Origin of the sequence: Pseudomonas serbiensis, assembly GCF_030580745.1 — a bacterium.
In the GTDB taxonomy this organism is placed as follows: domain Bacteria; phylum Pseudomonadota; class Gammaproteobacteria; order Pseudomonadales; family Pseudomonadaceae; genus Aquipseudomonas; species Aquipseudomonas serbiensis.
Window position 1 is genome coordinate 384,862 of record NZ_JAUQOO010000001.1, and the last position, 18,660, is coordinate 403,521.

The 18,660-nt window shown below is 59.6% G+C and carries 17 protein-coding genes; 5 read left to right on the top strand and 12 right to left on the bottom strand.

From position 1 onward, the window contains the following. Nucleotides 1-39: 39 nt before the first annotated feature. Nucleotides 40-783, top strand: coding sequence for a GntR family transcriptional regulator (locus Q6A51_RS01705; protein WP_122321295.1), 744 nt, complete (start codon nt 40-42; stop codon nt 781-783). On the opposite strand, the gene Q6A51_RS01710 is transcribed toward Q6A51_RS01705, so the two are convergent. From Q6A51_RS01710 to Q6A51_RS01725, 4 genes are read right to left on the bottom strand one after another with little or no spacing between them, the layout of a single operon-like run. Further along, nucleotides 734-1,612, bottom strand: a complete 879-nt coding sequence (locus tag Q6A51_RS01710) for a sugar phosphate isomerase/epimerase family protein (protein ID WP_304573980.1) — start codon at nt 1,610-1,612, stop codon at nt 734-736. The genes Q6A51_RS01705 and Q6A51_RS01710 overlap by 50 nt on opposite strands. A gap of 1 nt (nt 1,613) precedes the next feature. Then, complete coding sequence (locus Q6A51_RS01715) at nt 1,614-2,855, bottom strand: NAD(P)/FAD-dependent oxidoreductase (RefSeq protein ID WP_304573981.1); 1,242 nt, start codon at nt 2,853-2,855, stop codon at nt 1,614-1,616. Nucleotides 2,856-2,869: 14 nt separating this feature from the next. Next, nucleotides 2,870-3,190, bottom strand: a complete 321-nt coding sequence (locus tag Q6A51_RS01720; protein ID WP_122321237.1) for a MocE family 2Fe-2S type ferredoxin — start codon at nt 3,188-3,190, stop codon at nt 2,870-2,872. 45 nt (nt 3,191-3,235) lie between these two features. After that, nucleotides 3,236-4,333, bottom strand: a complete 1,098-nt coding sequence (locus Q6A51_RS01725) for a fatty acid desaturase family protein (protein WP_122321239.1) — start codon at nt 4,331-4,333, stop codon at nt 3,236-3,238. A gap of 178 nt (nt 4,334-4,511) precedes the next feature. Between Q6A51_RS01725 and Q6A51_RS01730 the strand changes: the two genes are divergently transcribed. Next, the gene (locus Q6A51_RS01730; RefSeq protein ID WP_304573982.1) at nt 4,512-5,570 is read left to right on the top strand and encodes a LacI family DNA-binding transcriptional regulator; all 1,059 of its coding nucleotides are present in this window, start codon (nt 4,512-4,514) and stop codon (nt 5,568-5,570) included. 131 nt (nt 5,571-5,701) lie between these two features. Then, nucleotides 5,702-6,199, top strand: coding sequence for a hypothetical protein (locus Q6A51_RS01735; protein WP_304573983.1), 498 nt, complete (start codon nt 5,702-5,704; stop codon nt 6,197-6,199). 195 nt (nt 6,200-6,394) lie between these two features. Here Q6A51_RS01735 and Q6A51_RS01740 read toward each other — a convergent pair whose 3' ends face one another. Both Q6A51_RS01740 and Q6A51_RS01745 read right to left on the bottom strand, forming a co-directional pair. Next, on the bottom strand, nt 6,395-6,772 hold the full coding sequence (locus tag Q6A51_RS01740) for a hypothetical protein (protein WP_304573984.1): 378 nt from the start codon (nt 6,770-6,772) through the stop codon (nt 6,395-6,397). A gap of 16 nt (nt 6,773-6,788) precedes the next feature. Continuing rightward, nucleotides 6,789-7,568, bottom strand: a complete 780-nt coding sequence (locus Q6A51_RS01745) for a DUF4198 domain-containing protein (protein ID WP_201017570.1) — start codon at nt 7,566-7,568, stop codon at nt 6,789-6,791. A 313-nt stretch (nt 7,569-7,881) separates the two neighbouring features. Here Q6A51_RS01745 and Q6A51_RS01750 point away from each other — a divergent pair, with 313 nt between their 5' ends. After that, nucleotides 7,882-9,438: a sensor domain-containing diguanylate cyclase gene (locus tag Q6A51_RS01750; protein WP_304573985.1), complete on the top strand. Its 1,557-nt coding sequence runs from the start codon at nt 7,882-7,884 to the stop codon at nt 9,436-9,438. A gap of 42 nt (nt 9,439-9,480) precedes the next feature. On the opposite strand, the gene Q6A51_RS01755 is transcribed toward Q6A51_RS01750, so the two are convergent. Both Q6A51_RS01755 and Q6A51_RS01760 read right to left on the bottom strand, forming a co-directional pair. Further along, nucleotides 9,481-12,591: an efflux RND transporter permease subunit gene (locus Q6A51_RS01755; protein WP_304573986.1), complete on the bottom strand. Its 3,111-nt coding sequence runs from the start codon at nt 12,589-12,591 to the stop codon at nt 9,481-9,483. 33 nt (nt 12,592-12,624) lie between these two features. Next, nucleotides 12,625-13,785 carry an efflux RND transporter periplasmic adaptor subunit gene (locus Q6A51_RS01760; protein WP_201001910.1) on the bottom strand — a complete coding sequence of 387 codons (1,161 nt, stop codon included), beginning with the start codon at nt 13,783-13,785 and terminating at the stop codon, nt 12,625-12,627. Between the two features lie 178 nt (nt 13,786-13,963). Between Q6A51_RS01760 and Q6A51_RS01765 the strand changes: the two genes are divergently transcribed. Then, complete coding sequence (locus tag Q6A51_RS01765; RefSeq protein WP_201017567.1) at nt 13,964-14,515, top strand: TetR/AcrR family transcriptional regulator; 552 nt, start codon at nt 13,964-13,966, stop codon at nt 14,513-14,515. Nucleotides 14,516-14,584: 69 nt separating this feature from the next. Here Q6A51_RS01765 and Q6A51_RS01770 read toward each other — a convergent pair whose 3' ends face one another. The 4 genes from Q6A51_RS01770 to Q6A51_RS01785 are packed head-to-tail and all read right to left on the bottom strand — an operon-like array spanning nt 14,585 to nt 18,656. After that, on the bottom strand, nt 14,585-15,973 hold the full coding sequence (locus Q6A51_RS01770) for an isochorismate synthase (protein ID WP_304573987.1): 1,389 nt from the start codon (nt 15,971-15,973) through the stop codon (nt 14,585-14,587). After that, entirely contained in the window at nt 15,970-16,293 is a 324-nt protein-coding gene (locus Q6A51_RS01775; RefSeq protein WP_025259794.1) for an isochorismate lyase, read from the bottom strand. Before Q6A51_RS01775 ends, Q6A51_RS01770 begins: the two co-directional genes overlap by 4 nt. 14 nt (nt 16,294-16,307) lie before the next feature. Beyond that, a complete protein-coding gene (locus Q6A51_RS01780) occupies nt 16,308-17,879 on the bottom strand; it encodes a (2,3-dihydroxybenzoyl)adenylate synthase (protein WP_304573988.1) in 1,572 nt (523 codons plus the stop codon). Nucleotides 17,880-17,891: 12 nt separating this feature from the next. Next, nucleotides 17,892-18,656, bottom strand: a complete 765-nt coding sequence (locus Q6A51_RS01785; protein WP_304573989.1) for a thioesterase II family protein — start codon at nt 18,654-18,656, stop codon at nt 17,892-17,894. Nucleotides 18,657-18,660 lie beyond the last annotated feature (4 nt).

Sequence of the window (18,660 nt, forward strand, 5' to 3'; positions counted from 1 at the left end):
CACTGTCAACTCGCAGAAAGACCGGGACTGATGAAAGGTATGAACCAGACGCGCTATGCGGTTGTTGCCAAGGACTTGCTGGAGGGCATTGCCAGCGGCCGCTACCCGGTGGGGAGCCTGCTACCCACCGAGTTCGAGTTATGTGAGCTTTATGACGTGAGCCGCCATACCGTGCGTGCGGCCATCACCCAGTTGCAGAATCAGGGCCTGGTATCACGACGCAAGCGGGTGGGGACGCGGGTCGAAGCCAGCTCGCCGAGAGGCGGCTACTCGCATTCATTGGCATCGGTGTCGGATCTGGTTCATCTGGCCGAGACGCAGGTGCGCAGCATCCAGAACGTTCGTCATTTCGTTGCGGATATCGCCGAAGCCCGGCGTCTGGGGCTTGAGCCGGGGGAGCATTACTTTTGCGTGTCGAGCATTCGGGTCGACCAGCAGAACATCAATGCGCCTTTGTGCTGGACGGATGTCTACGCGCAGGATGGCTACTCGGCCGTGATCGAACTGGCCGAGCAGCACCCCGACGAACTGATCGCGGCACTGATCGAGCAGCATTTCGGTCGCCATATCGACGTGGTGGACCAGCAGGTGCGAGCGGTGCTCCTGACCCCGGAAATCGCCAGGAGCCTCAATGCCGAGACGGGCTCGCCCGGCCTGAAGATCATTCGCCAGTATCGAGACGATTCAGGGGCCTTGATGGTGGTGTCCGAAACCATTCACCCGGATGACCGCTTCACACTGGTGGTGCAGATGAAACGCGAGAAGAGTACTGGCGCCGGCTAGCCTGACATTCTTTCCAGACCTCGCCGATCAGTTGTTTGAGCAACAGCGCCTCGGCCCAGCGGTCGGTGATATCACGCCCGTCCGGGCCGGTGATTGCATAGGGCGGCGGGCCGAGTTCGCAGGTAAATGACAGGCTGCCGGTTTCGCCGAGCGGGCGGTTCAGCCAGTCCTCGATGCCGTAGCGCCAGAGCTTGAGAAAGTAGTCCAGCCAGGGCCGATGCTGGGCAAAGGTGATGGGTATTTGCACCTGTTCACTGTTGGCGACCCGGCCATGGAAACCCCAGCTATGGCGCAGAATGGTCTGCAAATGCTCTTCGTCTTGCGAGGCCGCAGGCAAGGGCAGTTCCCGGCCCACGACGTAATGGGACAGATCGGCCAGAAGCTTGAGGTCCGGCATCTCGGCGAGGATATCCAGGGTGAACAACAAGTCGCTGGTGATGCGATAGCGATGGGTTTCCAGCAGGATCGGAAACGCTGCCTGCTCGGCCAGTCGCTGCCAGCCCTCTATCAGGTCGATGGCCTGGTGCAATGTCCGTGGTTGCGCATCCGCTTGCAGGGTGAGGTGGTGGCAGCCGTGAGGTGAAATCACATCGATGGCTCTGGCCAGATCGTCCACGGTACGCGGAAACAACTGGCCTTCGATCTGCAGGCCCTGAGCGTTGGCAGCAGAGGCTAGCCGCTTCACATGTCCGGGGACCCAGAAGTGATCGGTGATGCCGTCAAACCCTGCCGCCGCGATTTTCTCCAGTTGCGCCTCAAGAGAGAGGTCGCACTGCCCCTGATGATCGAGCATTGCCCAGAGTGACTGAAAGATCAGGAATTCACGCATGTCAGTTCCTCAGCAATTGCTTGAGTGGCATATCGGGATTGGCCAGTTGCCCCGCATCCAGGCGGATCTGACTGCCGATCAGCCGTTCGCAAAGCTTGATGTCCTTGGCGACGCTGTTACCCGGTCCCCAGCCGCAGGCGCCGATCAGACGTTGTTGCGGGTCGAGGTAAAACAGCACGAAGCCGTCCGCCGGGGTGACACGTGTGGCATCAGGCTCGCTATTTGAAACCTGCCCCACGGTTTGCAGCCCCCAATCGTACTGATCGCTCCAGAAGCCGGGTACATCGTTGAATGGCTGCCCGGCACCCAGCATATTCAAGGCCGCATGTCGCCCCTGGGCTTCGGCATTGCGCCAGGTTTCCTGACGTTGAAAGTCACCCTCGGGGTGCAGGCGGAACTCGCAGACATCCCCGGCGGCAAAGATATCCGGGGCGCTGGTACGCAATTGTTCATCGACACGAATGCCTTGCCCGACCTCAAGACCTGCTGCTCTGGCCAGCTCGATATTGGGTTGCATGCCAATACCTGCGACCACCAGGTCACAGGCAAACTGCTCGCCGTTGACCAGTTGCACGGCCTCTACACGGGGCGCGCCCTGCAAGGTTTCAATGGCTGCATTCAGACGTACGTTCACGCCGTTGCGTACATGCAGTGCCAGCAGGGCGGCGGAAACAGGCCCTGGCAGGACTCGACCCGCCAGACGCGGCCCGGCCTCCAGCAAGGTCACCTGGCAATCCAGGGCTCGGGCAGTGGCCGCGACCTCCAGGCCGATGAAGCCGCCACCGATCACCACCAGACGAGTTCCCGGCTTGAGCGACGTTCGCAAGGCAATGGCTTCGTCATGGGTCCGAAGGTAAAGCAGGTTGGCGGGCTGCTGCACAGCAATGGGCAACTGCCGTGCCCGGCCACCGGTGGCAATCAACAGGCGGGCATAATCCAGCCAGTTTCCGTCGGCCAGTTGTAGGCGATGACGGGACGGGTCCAGTGCTGTCACCGGGTTGCCCGACAGATGCTCGATGTTCAGTTCGGCCAGCCGGGCCTCATCGCAGAGGCTGCATGCAGCAAGGTCCATCGTGCCCTTGAGCAATTCCTTGGACAGTGGCGGACGCTCGTAGGGCAGGTGCCTTTCATCACCGATCAGCACCAGACGACCGCTGTAACCCTCGGCCCGCAGAGTCAGGGCCGCACGGCCACCGGCATGCCCGGCGCCGATGATCACCAGTGGAGCGTCATGAGCAGGCATGGCGATTCCCCCTTTCATGAGGTGAGGCCGAGCAGGACACGTCCCGCTTCGACCCGGACCTGATAGGTCTTGAGATTGACGCAGACCGGAGCCCCCAAGGCCTGGCCAGAGCGGTAATCGAAGCGTCCATTGTGTTTGGGGCACTCGATCACATGCGCCATCACCAGCCCGTCGGCGAGGTGAATGGCCTCATGGGAGCACAGGCCGTCGGTGGCGAAAAACTCACTGTCGGCAGAGCGGTAAACCGCATAGGTGCGCTGGGCATGGTCGAAACGAATGACATCTTCTTCGTCTATGTCGTCCACAGCGCATACGTCGATCCATTGGTCGGTCATGGCAAACTCTCTTGTTGTTTTTCGTGGGATCCAGCGAGGGGCCGTTCAGGACTCGGCAAGTGCCTGTTCACTGCTTTCCCGGCGTGGTTGCAACGGGCGGCGAACGAAGTAGGTCGGGTCCTTGCGCTGTTTCCAGACCGTTGGAAGGATCTCCCTGAAAGCCTCGAACAGGCTGCGATAGGGCGGCGGACAATCGTCGACTATTTCGGCATGAAGTTGGGCCAGGGCGTGATAAGGCACCATGGGAAACATGTGATGTTCCAGGTGATAGTTCATGTTCATGTAGAGGAACCGAAGCACAGGGTTCATATAAATGGTTCGGCAGTTAGTGCGGTGGTCCAATGTATCTTCGGCCAACCCTACATGTTGCGTAATACCGAAAAGATAGGAAAGCCAGCCGCCATAAAGTGACGGTAGACCGATAAACATCAACGGCAGCCAACTGTGCAGATAGAGTGCGGCCATGATGGTCAGGGCATAGATCACCAGCCAGATCCGCGCCGCACGAAAGACCTTGGGCAGCTCGGATTCAGGGATGAAATCCCGTTCTTCATCACTCGCATGGCCCTGGGCATGGCGCAGGACACCGCGAAAGGTTTCCAGGGCGCGGGGCAGGCTGAGCAGGTTCAGAAACATCTTCAACAGACTGGGCGGACGTGGTTCGACGATCTCCGGGTCCCGGCCGACGATGATGGTGTCGGTGTGATGACGGGCATGGCTCCAGCGCCAGACATGGGGCTCGAAGATGCACATGAAACTGGCAATGTGATAGACGACATCGTTCATCCAGCGGGTCTTGAAGGCCGTGCCGTGGCCGGTTTCATGCCAGCGGGCATTGGAGGCTGTGCCATACAGCACGCCATAGACAATGAAAAACGGCACGCACGCCCAGCTTCCCCAGAACCAGTAGCCACCCCAGCCGGACAGCCCCAGCGTCAGAAACCACAGCGCGGTATCACGCAGGGCCGGACCATCGCTGCGTTGCATCAATTCCTTCATGCGCTTGCGAGGGACAGGGCATTGATACCAGGTGGCCGAGACCAGACCTTTTTGCGCGGCACGTGCTGCCTCTGGACCGGTCAGTCGATAATCCCGGCGCTTGTATTGAATATCCTGTTCAAAGGCTGAATCGTGTTCAGGCATTTTATTATTCTCCGCAAGCATGTTTATTGTTGGAACTTGCCGCGATGTTTGTTTGATTGCATCGCTGGAGAAAAGAGTAGGCAGTTGCAGTAAGTCACTCAATCCCTTGAATTCATTCTCTATCAAGCTATCATCCAGCCCCGGAGCGGAATGATAGTTTTCTATCAAGGGATCAAACATGAATAACAAGAAACGTCCTACGATTGCCACAGTGGCCGAGCGTGCCGGGTTGAGTGTCGCCACCGTGGACCGGGTGCTCAACGACAGGGCACCGGTCAGCCCGCAAACGGCCGAGCAGGTGCTGCAAGCGGCCGAGTCGGTCGGTTATTTCGCTGCCCGGCTGATTGGCCAGCGAATTCGTGAACGTCGTCCTCACTACCGTTTCGGCATCCTGTTGCTGGGGACGGCCCAGGCGTTCTACGCCAATCTTGCCGCCGCCATCAATGAGGCGGCGCGGGCCTGGCCCGATGCGAATCTCACGTGCCACTTCGAGTACATCACCGACCGCACACCGGCTGTCATTGCCGGGCAGATCGAACAACTGGCGGTGAAGTACGACGGTCTTGGCGTGGTCAGCTTTGCCCATCCGCTGATCAACCAGACCATCACGCAGATACGCGCTGCCGGCGTGCCTGTCGTGGCCTTGCTGTCGGACTTTCACGACACCCGGCAAGGGCCTTATGTCGGGCAGGACAATCACCAGGTCGGGCGTACCATGGGCTGGCTGGTCGCGCACTTCGGGGGTGCCCGCGAAGGTTGTGTCGGTGTATTGATGGGCGGGCATCGCTTTCTGGGACATCAGGCCCGTGTCGATGGCCTGCGCAGCTACCTGACAGAACATGCACCGCAGTTGCGCATGCTGGAAGCGTTGGTGAACATGGATAACGACGACATCACCGAGGAGGCCACGCTTGACCTGCTGGCCCGCCATGACGACCTGCGCGGCCTGTGCGTAGTCGGAGGCGGGGGAGATGGCATCATCAAGGCGCTGGCTCAACTGCCCGAGCGGCCGTCGATCTGCAGCATCCTGCTGGAGTCGACGCCCCTGTCGTGTCAGGCCCTTGAGCAGGGCGTGGTCAGCCTGGTCATCGATTCGCAGCCACTGCTAATCGGCACTTCCCTGATCCGGTTGCTGGTCGAGTTGCAGGAGGCACCAGCCTTTGATCCAAAGCGGCATTGTGTTCATGTGCCTTTGCAGATAGTGACGAGTGAGAATAATGGAGCTTTGGGCTGTTGAGGTATGGCCGATGCTTTTGGCTTTTGGAATGGCATCCTGCGGACTTGATCGGAGAATCCTTAACTCAGCACTATTGCTTACCACAGAGCAGTCGATAACCAACTTGCTTCCTTTCCTCGTTTACCACCGGTGTGAAATTGATCAAACCCTTTCTATTCTTATGCTTGGCATTGTTGGCGGGCTGCGTTGGTCACTACCAGCAGCCAGCACCAAACGCTGCGCATGCAACCCTGATTGCCAAGTGGAGCACCAACGCCCTCATTTCTGGAGGCTTCCAGGCGTACGATGCGTATTATGACAACCGTTGTACCGACACAGACGAAACCGGTGTGCTGGGTGCCGTTTCGGAATCGGAGCCCGAAAAAAATCGATTCTTTATCAAGCCTGATCGACGTATTTACTTGATCGCCGTGAGCTCGGGCACAAAAATCCACCAGCCCACCCCGGGTTCACTGATTGGCAAAACCTGTTTGAACGTCAGCAGCTTTGTTCCCAAAGCTGGAGCGACCTATCAGATGAGCCAATCAACGCCTGAGCAGGGTTGCTCGTTAAAAATCCTGGACATGCATACTGGCCAGGTGCCCGAAACGCTTGTGGTAGAGACAGTTACCAAAGAATGTGGTTTGTAGCGATTGCCAGAATTCGTAGGCGGTGGCGGCTGCGCAGCGCAGCAGTTCGCAGATGTGCAGCAGGGATTCTTCGAGGGAAGGAACAGGTGGGTCGGGGAGTACTTTTTTACGGTCGAGATAGGGGCAGGTCCATCAGAAATATCCTGCAAGCAGGGTAAAAACCGAGGCCGGTCCTGAATGCCATATTCAACCCCATCACGGAACTTTGAACCGGGCGCTGACCTTGGTCTTGCCATCCGCCAGGGTCAGCAGGGCGCTGATCCGTGAGCCCGACTGGTAACTCACGCCCTTGCTTTGCAGTTGATTGCCGCTGAGCGCGACGATGTCGGTTTTAACCCGTTTGTGGCGGGTGGTGATGGTGAGTACCCCGGTGACATTCTCTGTACTGACGGGCTCATCATGGTCGGTCAGGTACAGATCGACTGTATCCCCTGTGGCAACCATTTCGATGGCGACCAGCCCGGCATCCTCGATCAGGCCACCGTGCTGTGGCTGGGGGACACCATGGGCACTGGCCTGGCTCATGAGCAGGGCGCAGGTCGCGGCCAGCAGGGTCTGGAAAACAGCTTTCATGACAAGGCTCCATCAATCACTTTTTGTTCAGGCGAGCGATTTCAGACGCTGGCAGGCTTGAGTCGGCTCGGGGCAGAGGTGCCAGGCCTGTATTCTTGTGGAAGGAGAGCGACGAGCTATAGGCCAGGATGTCGTATTTTTCCTTGTTGCCATCAAGGCCGACACGTTCTCCACCCGCCGAGCGATCGCGGTATTCGATACCCAGCACATAAGTGCCTTTCCAGGGCAGCTTGAAGCTGACCTTGCCTTCGCCATCTGTATTGGCCAGCCGCACCCAGCCGGAGCCCGAAGACAGGGTCACGGGAACATTGCCCAACGGGTCTTGCAGGTGAAAGACCTGAAACTCCACTTCATCGCCCTTTACGACGCCTGTCGGCACGATATCCAGGTCCAGTTCGGGCTCGCGTACACGAAAGTCGCTGACCCAGCGGGTGGCTGGTGTCCAGTAGGCGCTGACGGTCTTGCCTTCGTCCTTGACCTGAAAGATCGGGTACTGCTTGTCGACGGCCAGCAATGAATCATTCTTGCCTGGCTTCTGAGCGACCGAGAAATGGTCGCGTTCGAGTTTCATCTTCAGCGGGACCGTACCTGAGGCGCTTGTCCACTGAGCTTCCAGGGCCTTGAAGCGATCCATGCCGCCGGGTGTGACTTCCAGCATGTTGCTGTCATATTCGCCGTAGTAGAACGTCATGCTGCGGTCCGGGGCCTGCTCGAACCAGATCTGGTGAGCCTGTACAGAGTGGGCTGCAAGCAGGATTGCCGAAGCGGCAAGCAAGGTGCTCAGGGTTTTCTTCATGACGGTTTCATATCCATTGGGCCAAGCCGGCCAGAATACCCAGCGAAAGCTTCTGTGTCAGGCTTGTGCGAGCTTTTTCAGAGCTAAGCTCATGATCTGGCCGCCAATTTTTTTCGTATGAGGCCCAAAGCTTTTTCCGTTCAAGGCCGGAACACGTCTACTGTTTCAATAAGGAATAGGACTAGGGATGCGAGCAAATCTTGGAAATGATGGCAAAAGAATGGTACAGGGTTGGTACACATCATGAGTGCGCAGGTTCAATGATGAATCCGTGTACGTCGAACATGTTTTCAACCTGCCTTGGAGGCTGCCTTTGAAGAGTGATCTTCGTCTTGCCTCATTGCTGATTTTTGTTGTGTGCCTGTGCGTCGTGTTACTGACGGTATGGCAGATAGTGACGGTTCGCCAGAATACGCTGGTGAGTATCGAAACCAATACCGTCAACCTCACCAGTGCCCTGAGCAACTACACCGAGGGCATGTTCAGGCAGAGTGAGCTGATGCTGGTCGGCCTTATCGAAAGGGTCGAGAAAGAGGGTGTCGGCGAAAAGCAGATCGACCGCCTGAGGTCGGTGGTTGCCCAGGAAATGGCAACGCTGAAAGCCTTGAACAGCGTGGTGCTATATGACGCAGAGGGCAACGGGGTCTTCCTGAGCAACCGGCATATCCCCAGGATGGGAGGCGAAGATCGCGAGTTCTTCATGTACCACAAGAATAACCGCGACCGAGGTGTATTCATCGGCCCGGCTTTTCAAAGTCGTGTCACGGGGGCCTGGCTGGTTTCGATCAGCCGGCGAATCGACAATCCTGACTCAGGTTTTGCCGGCGTCATGCTGATCACCATCAGCATCGATCATTTGCTCAAGTTCTACTCCAATATCGATGTCGGGCACACCGGGGTCATCAGCTTGAGTTCGGCACAGGGACGGCTGTTGGTCAGGTACCCCTTCCGAGAGGCTGATATCAATCGCGATCTGTCCTCGGCACCGATTTTTGCCATGACCCGGAAGAACCTGTCCGGTACGGCCGAGTTCATTTCCAATGTGGATGGTGTGGATCGTCTCTATGCATTCAAGAGGAGCGAATATTACCCGTTGGTGACCACGGTGGCGGTAGGGCGCAACGAGGCCATGGAAATCTGGTGGAGCCAGGCCCGGCAGTCGATTGTGGTGGTGCTGGTGCTATTGGGGTTGCTGGTTGGATTGGGGATTCGCCTGATTGGCCACATCCATCGCCGCATACGGGCCGAAAGCGAACTGCTGGTTTCCCAGGCCGCGCTGATCGAGCTGAACCAGAGCCTGGAACTTCTTGCCTCTCAGGACAAACTGACGGGGTTGGCCAACCGCAGGCGCTTCGATCAGTTTCTGGATATCGAATTCAAGCGGGCCAAGCGCGAGCGGCGTGCCTTGTCGCTGATCCTTATCGATGTGGATTACTTCAAACTCTATAACGACCATTACGGCCATCTGGCGGGTGACGAGTGCCTGAAGATCATCAGCCGGATCATCGAGCAATGCATAAGACGCCCTGGAGACATGGCGGCCCGCTATGGCGGTGAGGAGTTTGCGGTGGTCATTCCCGATACTGACGAGGCGGGTGCCAGCGCGGTCGCCGAGGCGATTCTGGAGCGCATCCGCACTCAATGCATCGAGCATATATCGAGCCCCTTCAACATCGTGACCATCAGCCTGGGGGTTGCAACGCTTGCGCAGCGCAATGAGCCGGTGAATCAGGAAGGGTTGATCGAACTGGCCGACCGGGCGCTGTATTCGGCCAAGTCACAGGGCAAGAACCAGGTGAGCATGGCGTCGAAGTTCCTCCTCGACGTCAGCCCGGCCTGGTCACAGATCACGGCAAGAAATAATCCGTAGCGAATTCATTCGCGAATGAGCGGAGCGCCGCCCGATTCTCTCCTACTCGATTGCATTGGGCTTGCGGCGTAATACCGACAGCACCCAGACAAAGAAGATCGGCACCAGAATCACGCCCAGCAGGGTCGCACTGAACATGCCGCCAATCACGCCTGTACCGATGGCACGCTGGCTGGCAGCGCCGGCACCGGTAGCGATGGTCAGCGGGACGACACCCAGGATAAAGGCCAGCGAGGTCATGACGATCGGGCGGAAGCGCAGGCGTGCTGCCTGGAGAGCCGAATCGCGCAGGGAATGCCCCTGTTCCCACAGTTCCTTGGCGAACTCGACGATCAGAATCGCGTTCTTCGCTGCCAGACCGATGATGGTGATCAGACCAACCTTGAAGTACACATCGTTAGGCATGTCGACCGCCGTTACAGCCAGCACTGCACCCAAGGCGCCGACCGGTACGATCAGCATCACCACCAGCGGGATCGCCCAGCTTTCATAAAGCGCAACCAGCAACAGGAACACCACCACCAACGCCAGGGCGAACAACACCGTTGCCTGGCCGCTGGCTACTTTCTCCTGATAGGAGAGGCCGGTCCACTCATAGCCAATGCCCGGTGGCAACTCGGAGACAATCCGCTCGATCTCGGCCATCGCCTCGCCAGTGCTGACACCCGGCGGGGCATCACCCGAGATCTTGAACGCCGGATAGCCGTTGTAGCGGGCGATCTGCACCGGACCTTCCTCCCAGTGAGTGGTGACGAACGCACCCAGCGGAACCAGTGTGCCGCTGCTGTTGGGAACATGGAGTTTCAGAACGCTTTCCGGTGTCATCCGCGAGTCCTGATCGGCCTGAACCACGACTCGTTGCTGTCTACCGGCGTTGGCAAAGTCACTGATGACCGAGGAACCAAATGCCGTGGACAGGGCATTGTTGATCGACTCGAAACTCACCCCCAGGGCGCGGGCTTTTTCCCGGTCGATATTCAGACGCAGCTGTGGTGCTTCGGCCAGGCCTTCCATCATGGCGTAGAGGATTTTCGGGTTGCCATTGGCCTTGCCCAGCAATTCATTACGTGCTGCCAGCAGGGCTTCACGGCCCAGACCTGCACGGTCTTGCAGGCGCAGGGCAAAACCGCCCGACGTGCCAAGGCCTTCGATTGGCGGTGGTGTAACGGCCATGACCGTACCGTCGCTCAGGCCGGCGAAATGCTGGTTGAACGCTGCTGCTTCGTCGGCGGCCGACTGCCCCTTGCCGCGTTCGGACCAGTCCTTCAGGGTCGGGAAAGCCAGGCCGGCGTTTTCGCCCATGCCGGAGAAGCTGAAGCCCAGCAGCATCGTCACCGCGTCGTTGCTCTCCCGGGACATCAGGTATTTTTCCAACAGTTGCGCAGTTTCATCGGTGCGCGCACGGGTCGCGCCGGGCGGTAGTTGCACGTCGACGATCAGGTAGCCCTGGTCTTCAACTGGCACGAAGGATTCCGGCAGACGCAGATAGAAAAAGCCCAGCAGACCGACGATGCCCACATACAGCAGCATGTAACGGCCCGCACGTTTGAGCATGCTTGAACTCAGGCGCTCGTAGCGGTGGGTCAGCTTGTTGAACAGACGGTTGAAGCCACCGAAGAAACCGCGCTTCTCGTGATGCCCGGCCGGGATCGGCTTGAGCAGAGTGGCACACAGTGCGGGTGTGAACGTCAGGGCCAGGAAGCCCGAGAACAGGATCGACACCGCCAGCGACAGCGAGAACTGCTGGTAGATCACGCCCACCGAACCGCCCATGAAGGCCAGCGGCAGGAACACCGCAGCCAGCACCAGGGTGATGCCCAGAATCGCGCCTGACACCTGACCCATCGCCTTGACCGTCGCGGCCGCCGGGGACAGGCCTTCTTCGGCCATGATCCGCTCGACGTTCTCCACCACCACAATGGCGTCGTCCACCAGAATACCGATGGCCAGTACCATGCCGAACATGGTCATCATGTTCACCGAGAAGCCCAGCAGGTACATGATCGCCAGCGTACCGGCCAGACAGACTGGCACCACAATGGTCGGGATCAGGGTGTAGCGGATGTTCTGCAGGAACAGGAACATCACCAGGAACACCAGCACCATGGCTTCGATCAGGGTGTAGATCACCTTGTCGATGGCCACACCCACGAACAGCGAGGTGTCATAGGGAACGGAAAACTCGACATCGTCCGGGAAATTCACCGACAGCTCGGTCAGGCGCTGTTTGACCGCCTTGACCGTCTCGATGGCGTTGGCGCCCGGCGATAGCTGAATGGCAGCCGCTACGGCACGCTTGCCGTTCAGGCGCGACTCGAAGTTGTAATCCTGGCTGCCCACGGCAAGGCGTGCGACATCGGACAGATGCACGGTGGAGCCATCCTGATTGGCGCGCAACACGATGCGCCCGAACTCCTCGGGATTATCCAGAGTGCCCTTGACCGCCAGCGTCGCGGTCAGCTCTTGCAGGGACGAGCCGGGGGTACTGCCGAAGCTGCCGGCAGGCACCTGAACGTTCTGGCCCTGAATTGCGGTGTTCACGTCATCGATGGACAGCCCGAAACCCACCAGCTTCTGCGGGTCGATCCATACGCGCATGGCGGCTTCGGCGGCAAAGAACTGCAACTTGCCGACACCGGCCACGCGGCTGATTTCATTGTTGACGTTACGCGCTGCATAGTCAGCCAGGGCAACGGTGTCCTTGTTGGTTGAATCACCCTTGTAACTCAGGGTGAAAATCATCAGGAAACCGGAGCTGGCCTGTTCCACTTGCAGGCCCTGGCTCAGGACAGGTTGCGGCAGGCGTGCTTCGGCTTTCTTGATGCGGTTCTGTACTTCGACCTGTGCCATGTCCGGGTTGGTGCCCGGATTGAAGGTCACATTGATTTCGGCAGAACCGGTTGAGTTGCTGGTCGACTCGTAATACAGCATCCCCTTGGCGCCGTTGAGTTCGTCCTCGATGACGCTGGTGACCGAGTCCACCAGCACCTTGGCGGAGGCGCCCGGGTAGGTGGCAGTCACGGTGATCTGCGGCGGAGCCACGACCGGGTATTGCGCCACCGGCAATGACGGCAGCGCCATCAGGCCTGCCAGCAGGATGAACAAGGCAACGACCCACGCGAAGTTGGGGCGCTTGATAAAGAACAGTGACATAGAAGGTTATCCTTGATCGCGCTGAAGTCGGCCTTACAGAGCCTTGGCCTGCTGTTGAGCGGGTTGCGATTTGGGGACTACCTTGTCACCAGGATTGAGGCCGGTCATGTTGCCGACGATGATCTGCTCGCCTGCGCTCAACCCTTCGGTGATCTGCCAGCGCGAGTCCTGCATCGCTCCGGTTTTCACCGGTCTGGCTTCCACCGTTCCATCCTTGCCGATGACCAGCACCTGGGCTGCGCCGTCGCTGGAACGCTTGATGGCACGCTGAGGAATCAGGATCGCGTTATCGCTTGTGCTCTGTGGCGTGCGAACCCGCACATACATGCCTGGCAACAATATGCCTTCGGGGTTGGCGAAGCGGGCGCGCAGGGAAACCTGACTGGTGGTGCGGTCTACCTCGATGTCGGTGAACAGCAGCGTGCCACGGCTCTGGTAATCGGTACCTTCGACGCTCAGGGAAAGGGCATCTTCACCGCCCTTGGGCAGGCTGCCGTTCTGGATGGCGGTACGCATGCGCAATGCATCGGCCACCGGCTGGGTGAAGTCGGCATACACCGGGTCCAGTTGCTGGATGGTCGCCATCAGCGTGGTTTCGCCCTGGCCGACCAGCGCACCTTCGGTGACGGTGGCTCGGCCGATACGCCCGGAGATCGGCGCCTTGACCGTGGCATAACCCAAGTCCAGCCTTGCTGTCTCGACATCGGCCTGGGCCGAGCGTTTTGCGGCAATGGCGTTTTGCAGTGCGGCTCTGGCGGTGTCGTAGTCCTGCTGGCTGACTGCTTCGATTTTCACCAGGGGTTCATAGCGTTTGACGGTGGCCTGGGTCTCGAACAGCGTGGCCTCGGTGCGGGCCAGATCACCCTGGGCCTTGGAAAGGGCGGCCTTGAACGGAGCAGGGTCGATCTGGAACAGGATGTCACCAGCCTTTACATCGGCTCCTTCCACGAAGTTGCGACTGAGCACGATACCTGCGACCCGGGCGCGTACCTGGGCGACTCGAACCGGCTCGATGCGGCCGGGCAGTTCGTTGATCAGGGTGAAAGCCTCGGTCTTGACGGCAACAGACTCGACCTCCCGTGGTGCGCCTGACGCTCCCCAGCCCTGTTGGGCTTTTTGATCACAACCTGCCAGGCCCAATGCGGCCAGCAGCGTCACAACCGGAATAACACGCCATTCGCGCAACGTACTCATGCTTTCACCCGGGCAACGCCCATTAGTCGCTAAAGTTGCGAATGATCTGTTCTGTACTAAGGTGAGTCAATATTGACTCATATGAATCTTTTGTGAGCAATTGTTAATGTTCTTTGAGGAAATGGGCTTTTTCTGCACAATGCCCGCCATGCCATTTTGACGAGTGAAAGACCACCCAATGGATTTACCCGCTGCTGATGAAAAACTCCTGAAAGCTCTGGCTATCGCGCTTGTCGAACATCCGGCAGGCACGTTCAAGGACATCGCCGAGGCTGCCGGCGTGAGCAAGGCTACCCTCAATCGCTTTTGCGGGACCCGCAGCAACCTCATCGAAATGTTGCTCAACCATGGCTCGTCGCTGATGAACCAGGTCATTGAAGCCTCGGACCTGGAGCACGCTGCACCGCTGGATGCATTGAGCCGTCTGATCGAAGGGCACCTGACCCATCGTGAAGTGCTGGTGTTCCTGTGCTTTCAATGGCGCCCGGATTCCATGGACGAACGCTGTGGCGGCACCCGCTGGATGCCGTATTCGGATGCTTTGGATGCCTTCTTCCTGCGTGGTCAGCGCGAAGGTATTTTCCGGATCGACATCGGCGCACCGGTACTGACGGAAATCTTCGCTTCCCAGCTGTTCGGGCTGGTGGATGCAGAACGGCGCGGCCGGGTGGCGCGCTCCGGTATGGCAGCATTGTTGATGCAGTTCTTCTTGCAGGGGGCGGCGAAGTAAGGACAAACCATCTGTCGCGGGCAAGCCCCCTCCCACGGGATTGTGGGAGGGGGCTTGCCCGCGACAGCGTCATCCAATCCCCATCATGCCTCCTGACAATGCCTCGCGCATGGTCTGCATCTTCAGATCACTCTCCCGATATTCGCTCTCCGGCTCAGATTCACTGACCAGCCCGCACCCTGCAAACAGGGTCGCTCTGTTGCCGTCCAGCAGGGCAGAGCGCAGGGCGACGGCAAATTCGCCGCTACCGCGATCATCCAGCCAGCCTACCGGCCCGGCGTACCAGCCACGATCCAGATGCTCGTGATTGCGTATGTAGTCCAGTGCCTGATTACGCGGCAAACCGCCGACCGCCGGGGTCGGGTGCAGGCTTTCGACCATTGCCAGCAAGCGGGCGTCTGGCGCGAGTGTGCCCTGGACCGGCGTCAGCAAGTGCTGGATATGCGGCAGTTTATGCAGCCGTGGCTGGCGAGCGATATCCAGTTCCAGGCAGTGCTGGCTCAGGCACTCCCTGAGGCTGGCGACCACCATTGCATGCTCGGCGTTGTCCTTGCGGCTGGCGAGCAATTGCTCTCCCAGCCGCGCATCGTCAGTGCTGTTCTGGCCGCGTGGTGCTGTGCCCGCCAGGGCCATGGTCTGAAACGCCTTGCCTTGTACGGTAAGCAGGCATTCCGGTGAAGCGCCGACAAAGCAACTGTCCTGCCGAGCGAATGCAAACAGATAGGCATTGGGTTGTTTGTGCAGCAGACGTTGCATGACCTGATGCAAGGGCTGCGCAGCCGGTACGTTTTGAGAACGGGCCAGCACGACCTTTTCCAGGTCGCTGCGCTGGATCCAGCTCACAGCATTACTTACATCCTGCTTCCACAAGTGCGCCATGGACAGGCGCACATAGTTGTCGACGGGCGCAGCCTTGACGGGTACCGGTCTGGCGAGAACGGTCGCCCACTCGTTGACAAGGCTGTCGGCCAGTTGCTCACAGACGGTGCCTTGCGCCACCAGCACATTGACGATCAGGCGTGTCTGGCCCTCGTTCTCATGCAGCTCGAAGCGCGGCAGGGTCAGCGCAGCATCGGGAAAATCACGCCATAACCGGGTTCTGTGATGGTGCCTGTCGAAGGCGAAACCACCGAACAGCGCCGGACGATGCGGGCCATGGACGACGGCGTCGGCTGCCAGGCTTTGCCAGCGATCTTCAAGCAGTTGCCAACTGTCGGTGCGGCGGGCATTGAACTCATGAGCAAGGCCCAGCCCCAGGCGATATTGCGCCTGAGCCTTGACGTGCCACAGGCTGGCCGGTTGCAGATGTTCCCGGTTGGCGCTGAACAGCGTCAGTGGCTCGACCTCCGGCGATGGCGTCGAGAATGACGCCAGCACAAAAGGCCGCTTCGGGCTGACCCGCTGCCGGGCTTCGTCCAGGCATTTCAGCAGCCCGTCGAACGATGGGAGTGGGTTCATTGTTCACAAGCCTCCGGATGCAGGGTGCGCCAGTGATTGATCTGCTGATTGATGAACCAGTGAATCAGGTCCTTGAAGAAATCCTCGGTCTGATCCACAGGCAGCCCCGCCTCGGCGGCCCATTGGCGCCGTTCTTCGAGCATGGCCACGACCCGCTCCGGGGCGGGAATGCTGTGTTCGTTGGCCTTGAAACGGGTAGCGGCCTTTACATAGGTCAAGCGTCGGGCAAGCAGACTGACGATCTGCTGATCAATGCTGTCGATGCCTTGGCGTATGTCGCCCAGGTTCTGGCAGTCAGGCGCGGACTTGATGGCACTCATGGAAAACTCCGGATTCACTGAGCCATGACGGCGAGTTGGCGTTTGTCTATCTTGCCCACGGCGGTCAATGGCCAGGCCGCAACCCACTCGAACTGATCGGGCAGCTTGTCTTCGCCCAACCCGCATTCGCGCAACTGGTCACGCACCTGCTGAGCCGCGCCTGCCGGTTGCTCTCCGAGAATGAAGGCGCAGATGCGCTCGCCCAGCAGCGTGTCCGGCACGGCAACCACAACCGCCGCTTCGACTTCGGGCAGGGTATTGAGGTGGGATTCGATCAGTGCGGCAGAGATCTTTTCCCCACTGCGCTGGATCTGCTCCTTGATCCGGCCTTCGACGATGATGTTGCCTTCGGGTGTCCAGCGCGCCAGGTCGCCACTGCGGTAAAAGCCATCCGGGGTAAAGCTGACGGCGTTGTGGGCCTCGGCCCGGTAATAACCGGCAATGGTGTAAGGGCCACGGGTCAGCAGTTCGCCGGTCTGGCCCGGTGCGACGTCCTGCAGATCGGCATCCACCAGCCGCACTTCATCGAATGGCGACAATGGACGGCCTTGAGTGTTGATCACCACATCCAGCGAGTCCGAGGGCCGGGTGTAACACAGCAAGCCTTCGGCCATGCCGAACACCTGCTGCAGGCGACAGCCGAGAGAATCCAGCAGCTGTTGCGCCAGAACCGGATCGAGTCGCGAGCCGCCGACCTGCAACAGCTTCAGGCTCGACAGGTCGCTGTCTTCCCATTCCCGGCCTTGTGCCCAAAGCTGTGCCAGTGGCGGCACCAGCGCCACATGGGTGACACGCTCGCGCTCGATCAACGGCATCGCCTGATCGCAACTGGCGCTTTCGCCCAGAATGACCGTCGCTCCCGCCGCCAGGCTGCCCAATATTCCCGGACAGGCCAGGGTGAAGTTATGGGCAGTCGGCAGTACCGCGAGGTACACGCTGCTGCTGTCGATTTCGCACAACTCTGCCGAAAGGGAAAAGTTATAGGCGTAGGCTGCGTGGCTGCGGGGAATCAACTTGGGTGTTCCGGTGGTGCCGCCAGACAGTAGCAGCAACGCCGTATCGAGCGGGTCGATGACCGGCCATGGCGGGCAGGGCGCATCCAGGGATGACAGGGCAGTGAAAGCCCCCGGCTCACCGTCGACAATCACATGGCGCAACGAGTGCTGACGCTCGACGATGCCTGCCGCCATTTCCCGGTAGTCGAAGTCACGGATACGGTCGGGAATCAGGTAGGCCACCGGTTCGGCCAGTTGGCACAGCGCTTCGATATCCTGGGCGCGTTGTGTGGGCATGGTCAGGACCGGCAGCGCGCCGATGCGCATCACGGCGAAAAAGGCGCTGACAAAGGCAATGCTGTTGGGCAGTTGCAGCATCACCCGGTCACCGGCCACGATGCCGAGTGCTGCCAGCCCGCCTGCCAGGCGTTCTACTCGTTGATTGAGCTGCGTGTAGCTCATGCGCAGTTCGCCCGAAACCAGAGCGGTGCGCGAACCCTTGGCCTGAGCCCAGTGTTGCAGGCGCTGGGGCAGCGTCAGGTCGAGGTAAGGTTGCAGCGGGTCATTGGGCAAGGTGTGTTGTGTGTTCATGTCCGGCTCCCGTTAATGATGGAAAGGGCTGATGCTGTTCTCGATGAAGCCGAGAACACGGGCCGCAAAGGCCCTGGGACGCTGAGTCAGATAAAAGTGATCGCCTGCCATGGCGTGTTGCTGGTGATCGCCACACAGCCACTGGCTCCAGGCCGCCACTTCCTCGGCATCGGCCTCGGGGTCGTGACTGCCGTGCAGCAGCAGGGTCGGGGTGTGCAGTTGCTGGCGCTGGGGATCAAGCAGACGGTGATAGCTCTCGGTGGCCTGGAAGTCGGCGCGCAGCAAGGGCATGAACAGCATCAGCAGGTCGCGGTCTTCCAGCAGCGCCTCGCTGCAACCACCAATGTCGACCAGTTGCTCGATAAAACGCTGATCATCCAGATGGCTGAGCAGGCGTCTGCCACTCAGATGCGGTGCATGACAGGCAGATAACACCAGCCCGGCGGGCGGTTTACCGGCCTTTTCCAGTAGCAGGCAGGTCTCGAACGCCACCTGAGCGCCCATGCTGTGCCCGGCCAGGATCAGCTTCTGGCGCTGGGGGTTGGTCAGCGCCTGAATTTCGGCGGCAAGGCTTTCGGCCAGTGGCTGGACCTGACGCACGCAAGGTTCGTGCATGCGCTGGTCGCGTCCCGGATAGATTGCCAGCGAAAGGTCCAGCCCCAGTTCGTCCAGGCCCCGCCAGCTCTGGAATGCACCGCCGCTGGCACCGGCGAACGGGCAGAGCAGCACATGGGTGTCGCAGTGGTCGGCCTGAAGATAAGGTCGCAGCATGCCCATGGAC

Excerpts from the sequence above, each read along its gene's own strand:
- Q6A51_RS01705 (WP_122321295.1), top strand. The coding sequence starts at position 40 with ATGAACCAGACGCGCTATGCGGTTGTTGCCAAGGACTTGCTGGAGGGC.
- Q6A51_RS01710 (WP_304573980.1), bottom strand. The coding sequence starts at position 1,612 with ATGCGTGAATTCCTGATCTTTCAGTCACTCTGGGCAATGCTCGATCAT.
- Q6A51_RS01715 (WP_304573981.1), bottom strand. The coding sequence starts at position 2,855 with ATGCCTGCTCATGACGCTCCACTGGTGATCATCGGCGCCGGGCATGCC.
- Q6A51_RS01720 (WP_122321237.1), bottom strand. The coding sequence starts at position 3,190 with ATGACCGACCAATGGATCGACGTATGCGCTGTGGACGACATAGACGAA.
- Q6A51_RS01725 (WP_122321239.1), bottom strand. The coding sequence starts at position 4,333 with ATGCCTGAACACGATTCAGCCTTTGAACAGGATATTCAATACAAGCGC.
- Q6A51_RS01730 (WP_304573982.1), top strand. The coding sequence starts at position 4,512 with ATGAATAACAAGAAACGTCCTACGATTGCCACAGTGGCCGAGCGTGCC.
- Q6A51_RS01740 (WP_304573984.1), bottom strand. The coding sequence starts at position 6,772 with ATGAAAGCTGTTTTCCAGACCCTGCTGGCCGCGACCTGCGCCCTGCTC.
- Q6A51_RS01745 (WP_201017570.1), bottom strand. The coding sequence starts at position 7,568 with ATGAAGAAAACCCTGAGCACCTTGCTTGCCGCTTCGGCAATCCTGCTT.
- Q6A51_RS01755 (WP_304573986.1), bottom strand. The coding sequence starts at position 12,591 with ATGTCACTGTTCTTTATCAAGCGCCCCAACTTCGCGTGGGTCGTTGCC.
- Q6A51_RS01760 (WP_201001910.1), bottom strand. The coding sequence starts at position 13,785 with ATGAGTACGTTGCGCGAATGGCGTGTTATTCCGGTTGTGACGCTGCTG.
- Q6A51_RS01765 (WP_201017567.1), top strand. The coding sequence starts at position 13,964 with ATGGATTTACCCGCTGCTGATGAAAAACTCCTGAAAGCTCTGGCTATC.
- Q6A51_RS01770 (WP_304573987.1), bottom strand. The coding sequence starts at position 15,973 with ATGAACCCACTCCCATCGTTCGACGGGCTGCTGAAATGCCTGGACGAA.
- Q6A51_RS01775 (WP_025259794.1), bottom strand. The coding sequence starts at position 16,293 with ATGAGTGCCATCAAGTCCGCGCCTGACTGCCAGAACCTGGGCGACATA.
- Q6A51_RS01780 (WP_304573988.1), bottom strand. The coding sequence starts at position 17,879 with ATGAACACACAACACACCTTGCCCAATGACCCGCTGCAACCTTACCTC.
- Q6A51_RS01785 (WP_304573989.1), bottom strand. The coding sequence starts at position 18,656 with ATGGGCATGCTGCGACCTTATCTTCAGGCCGACCACTGCGACACCCAT.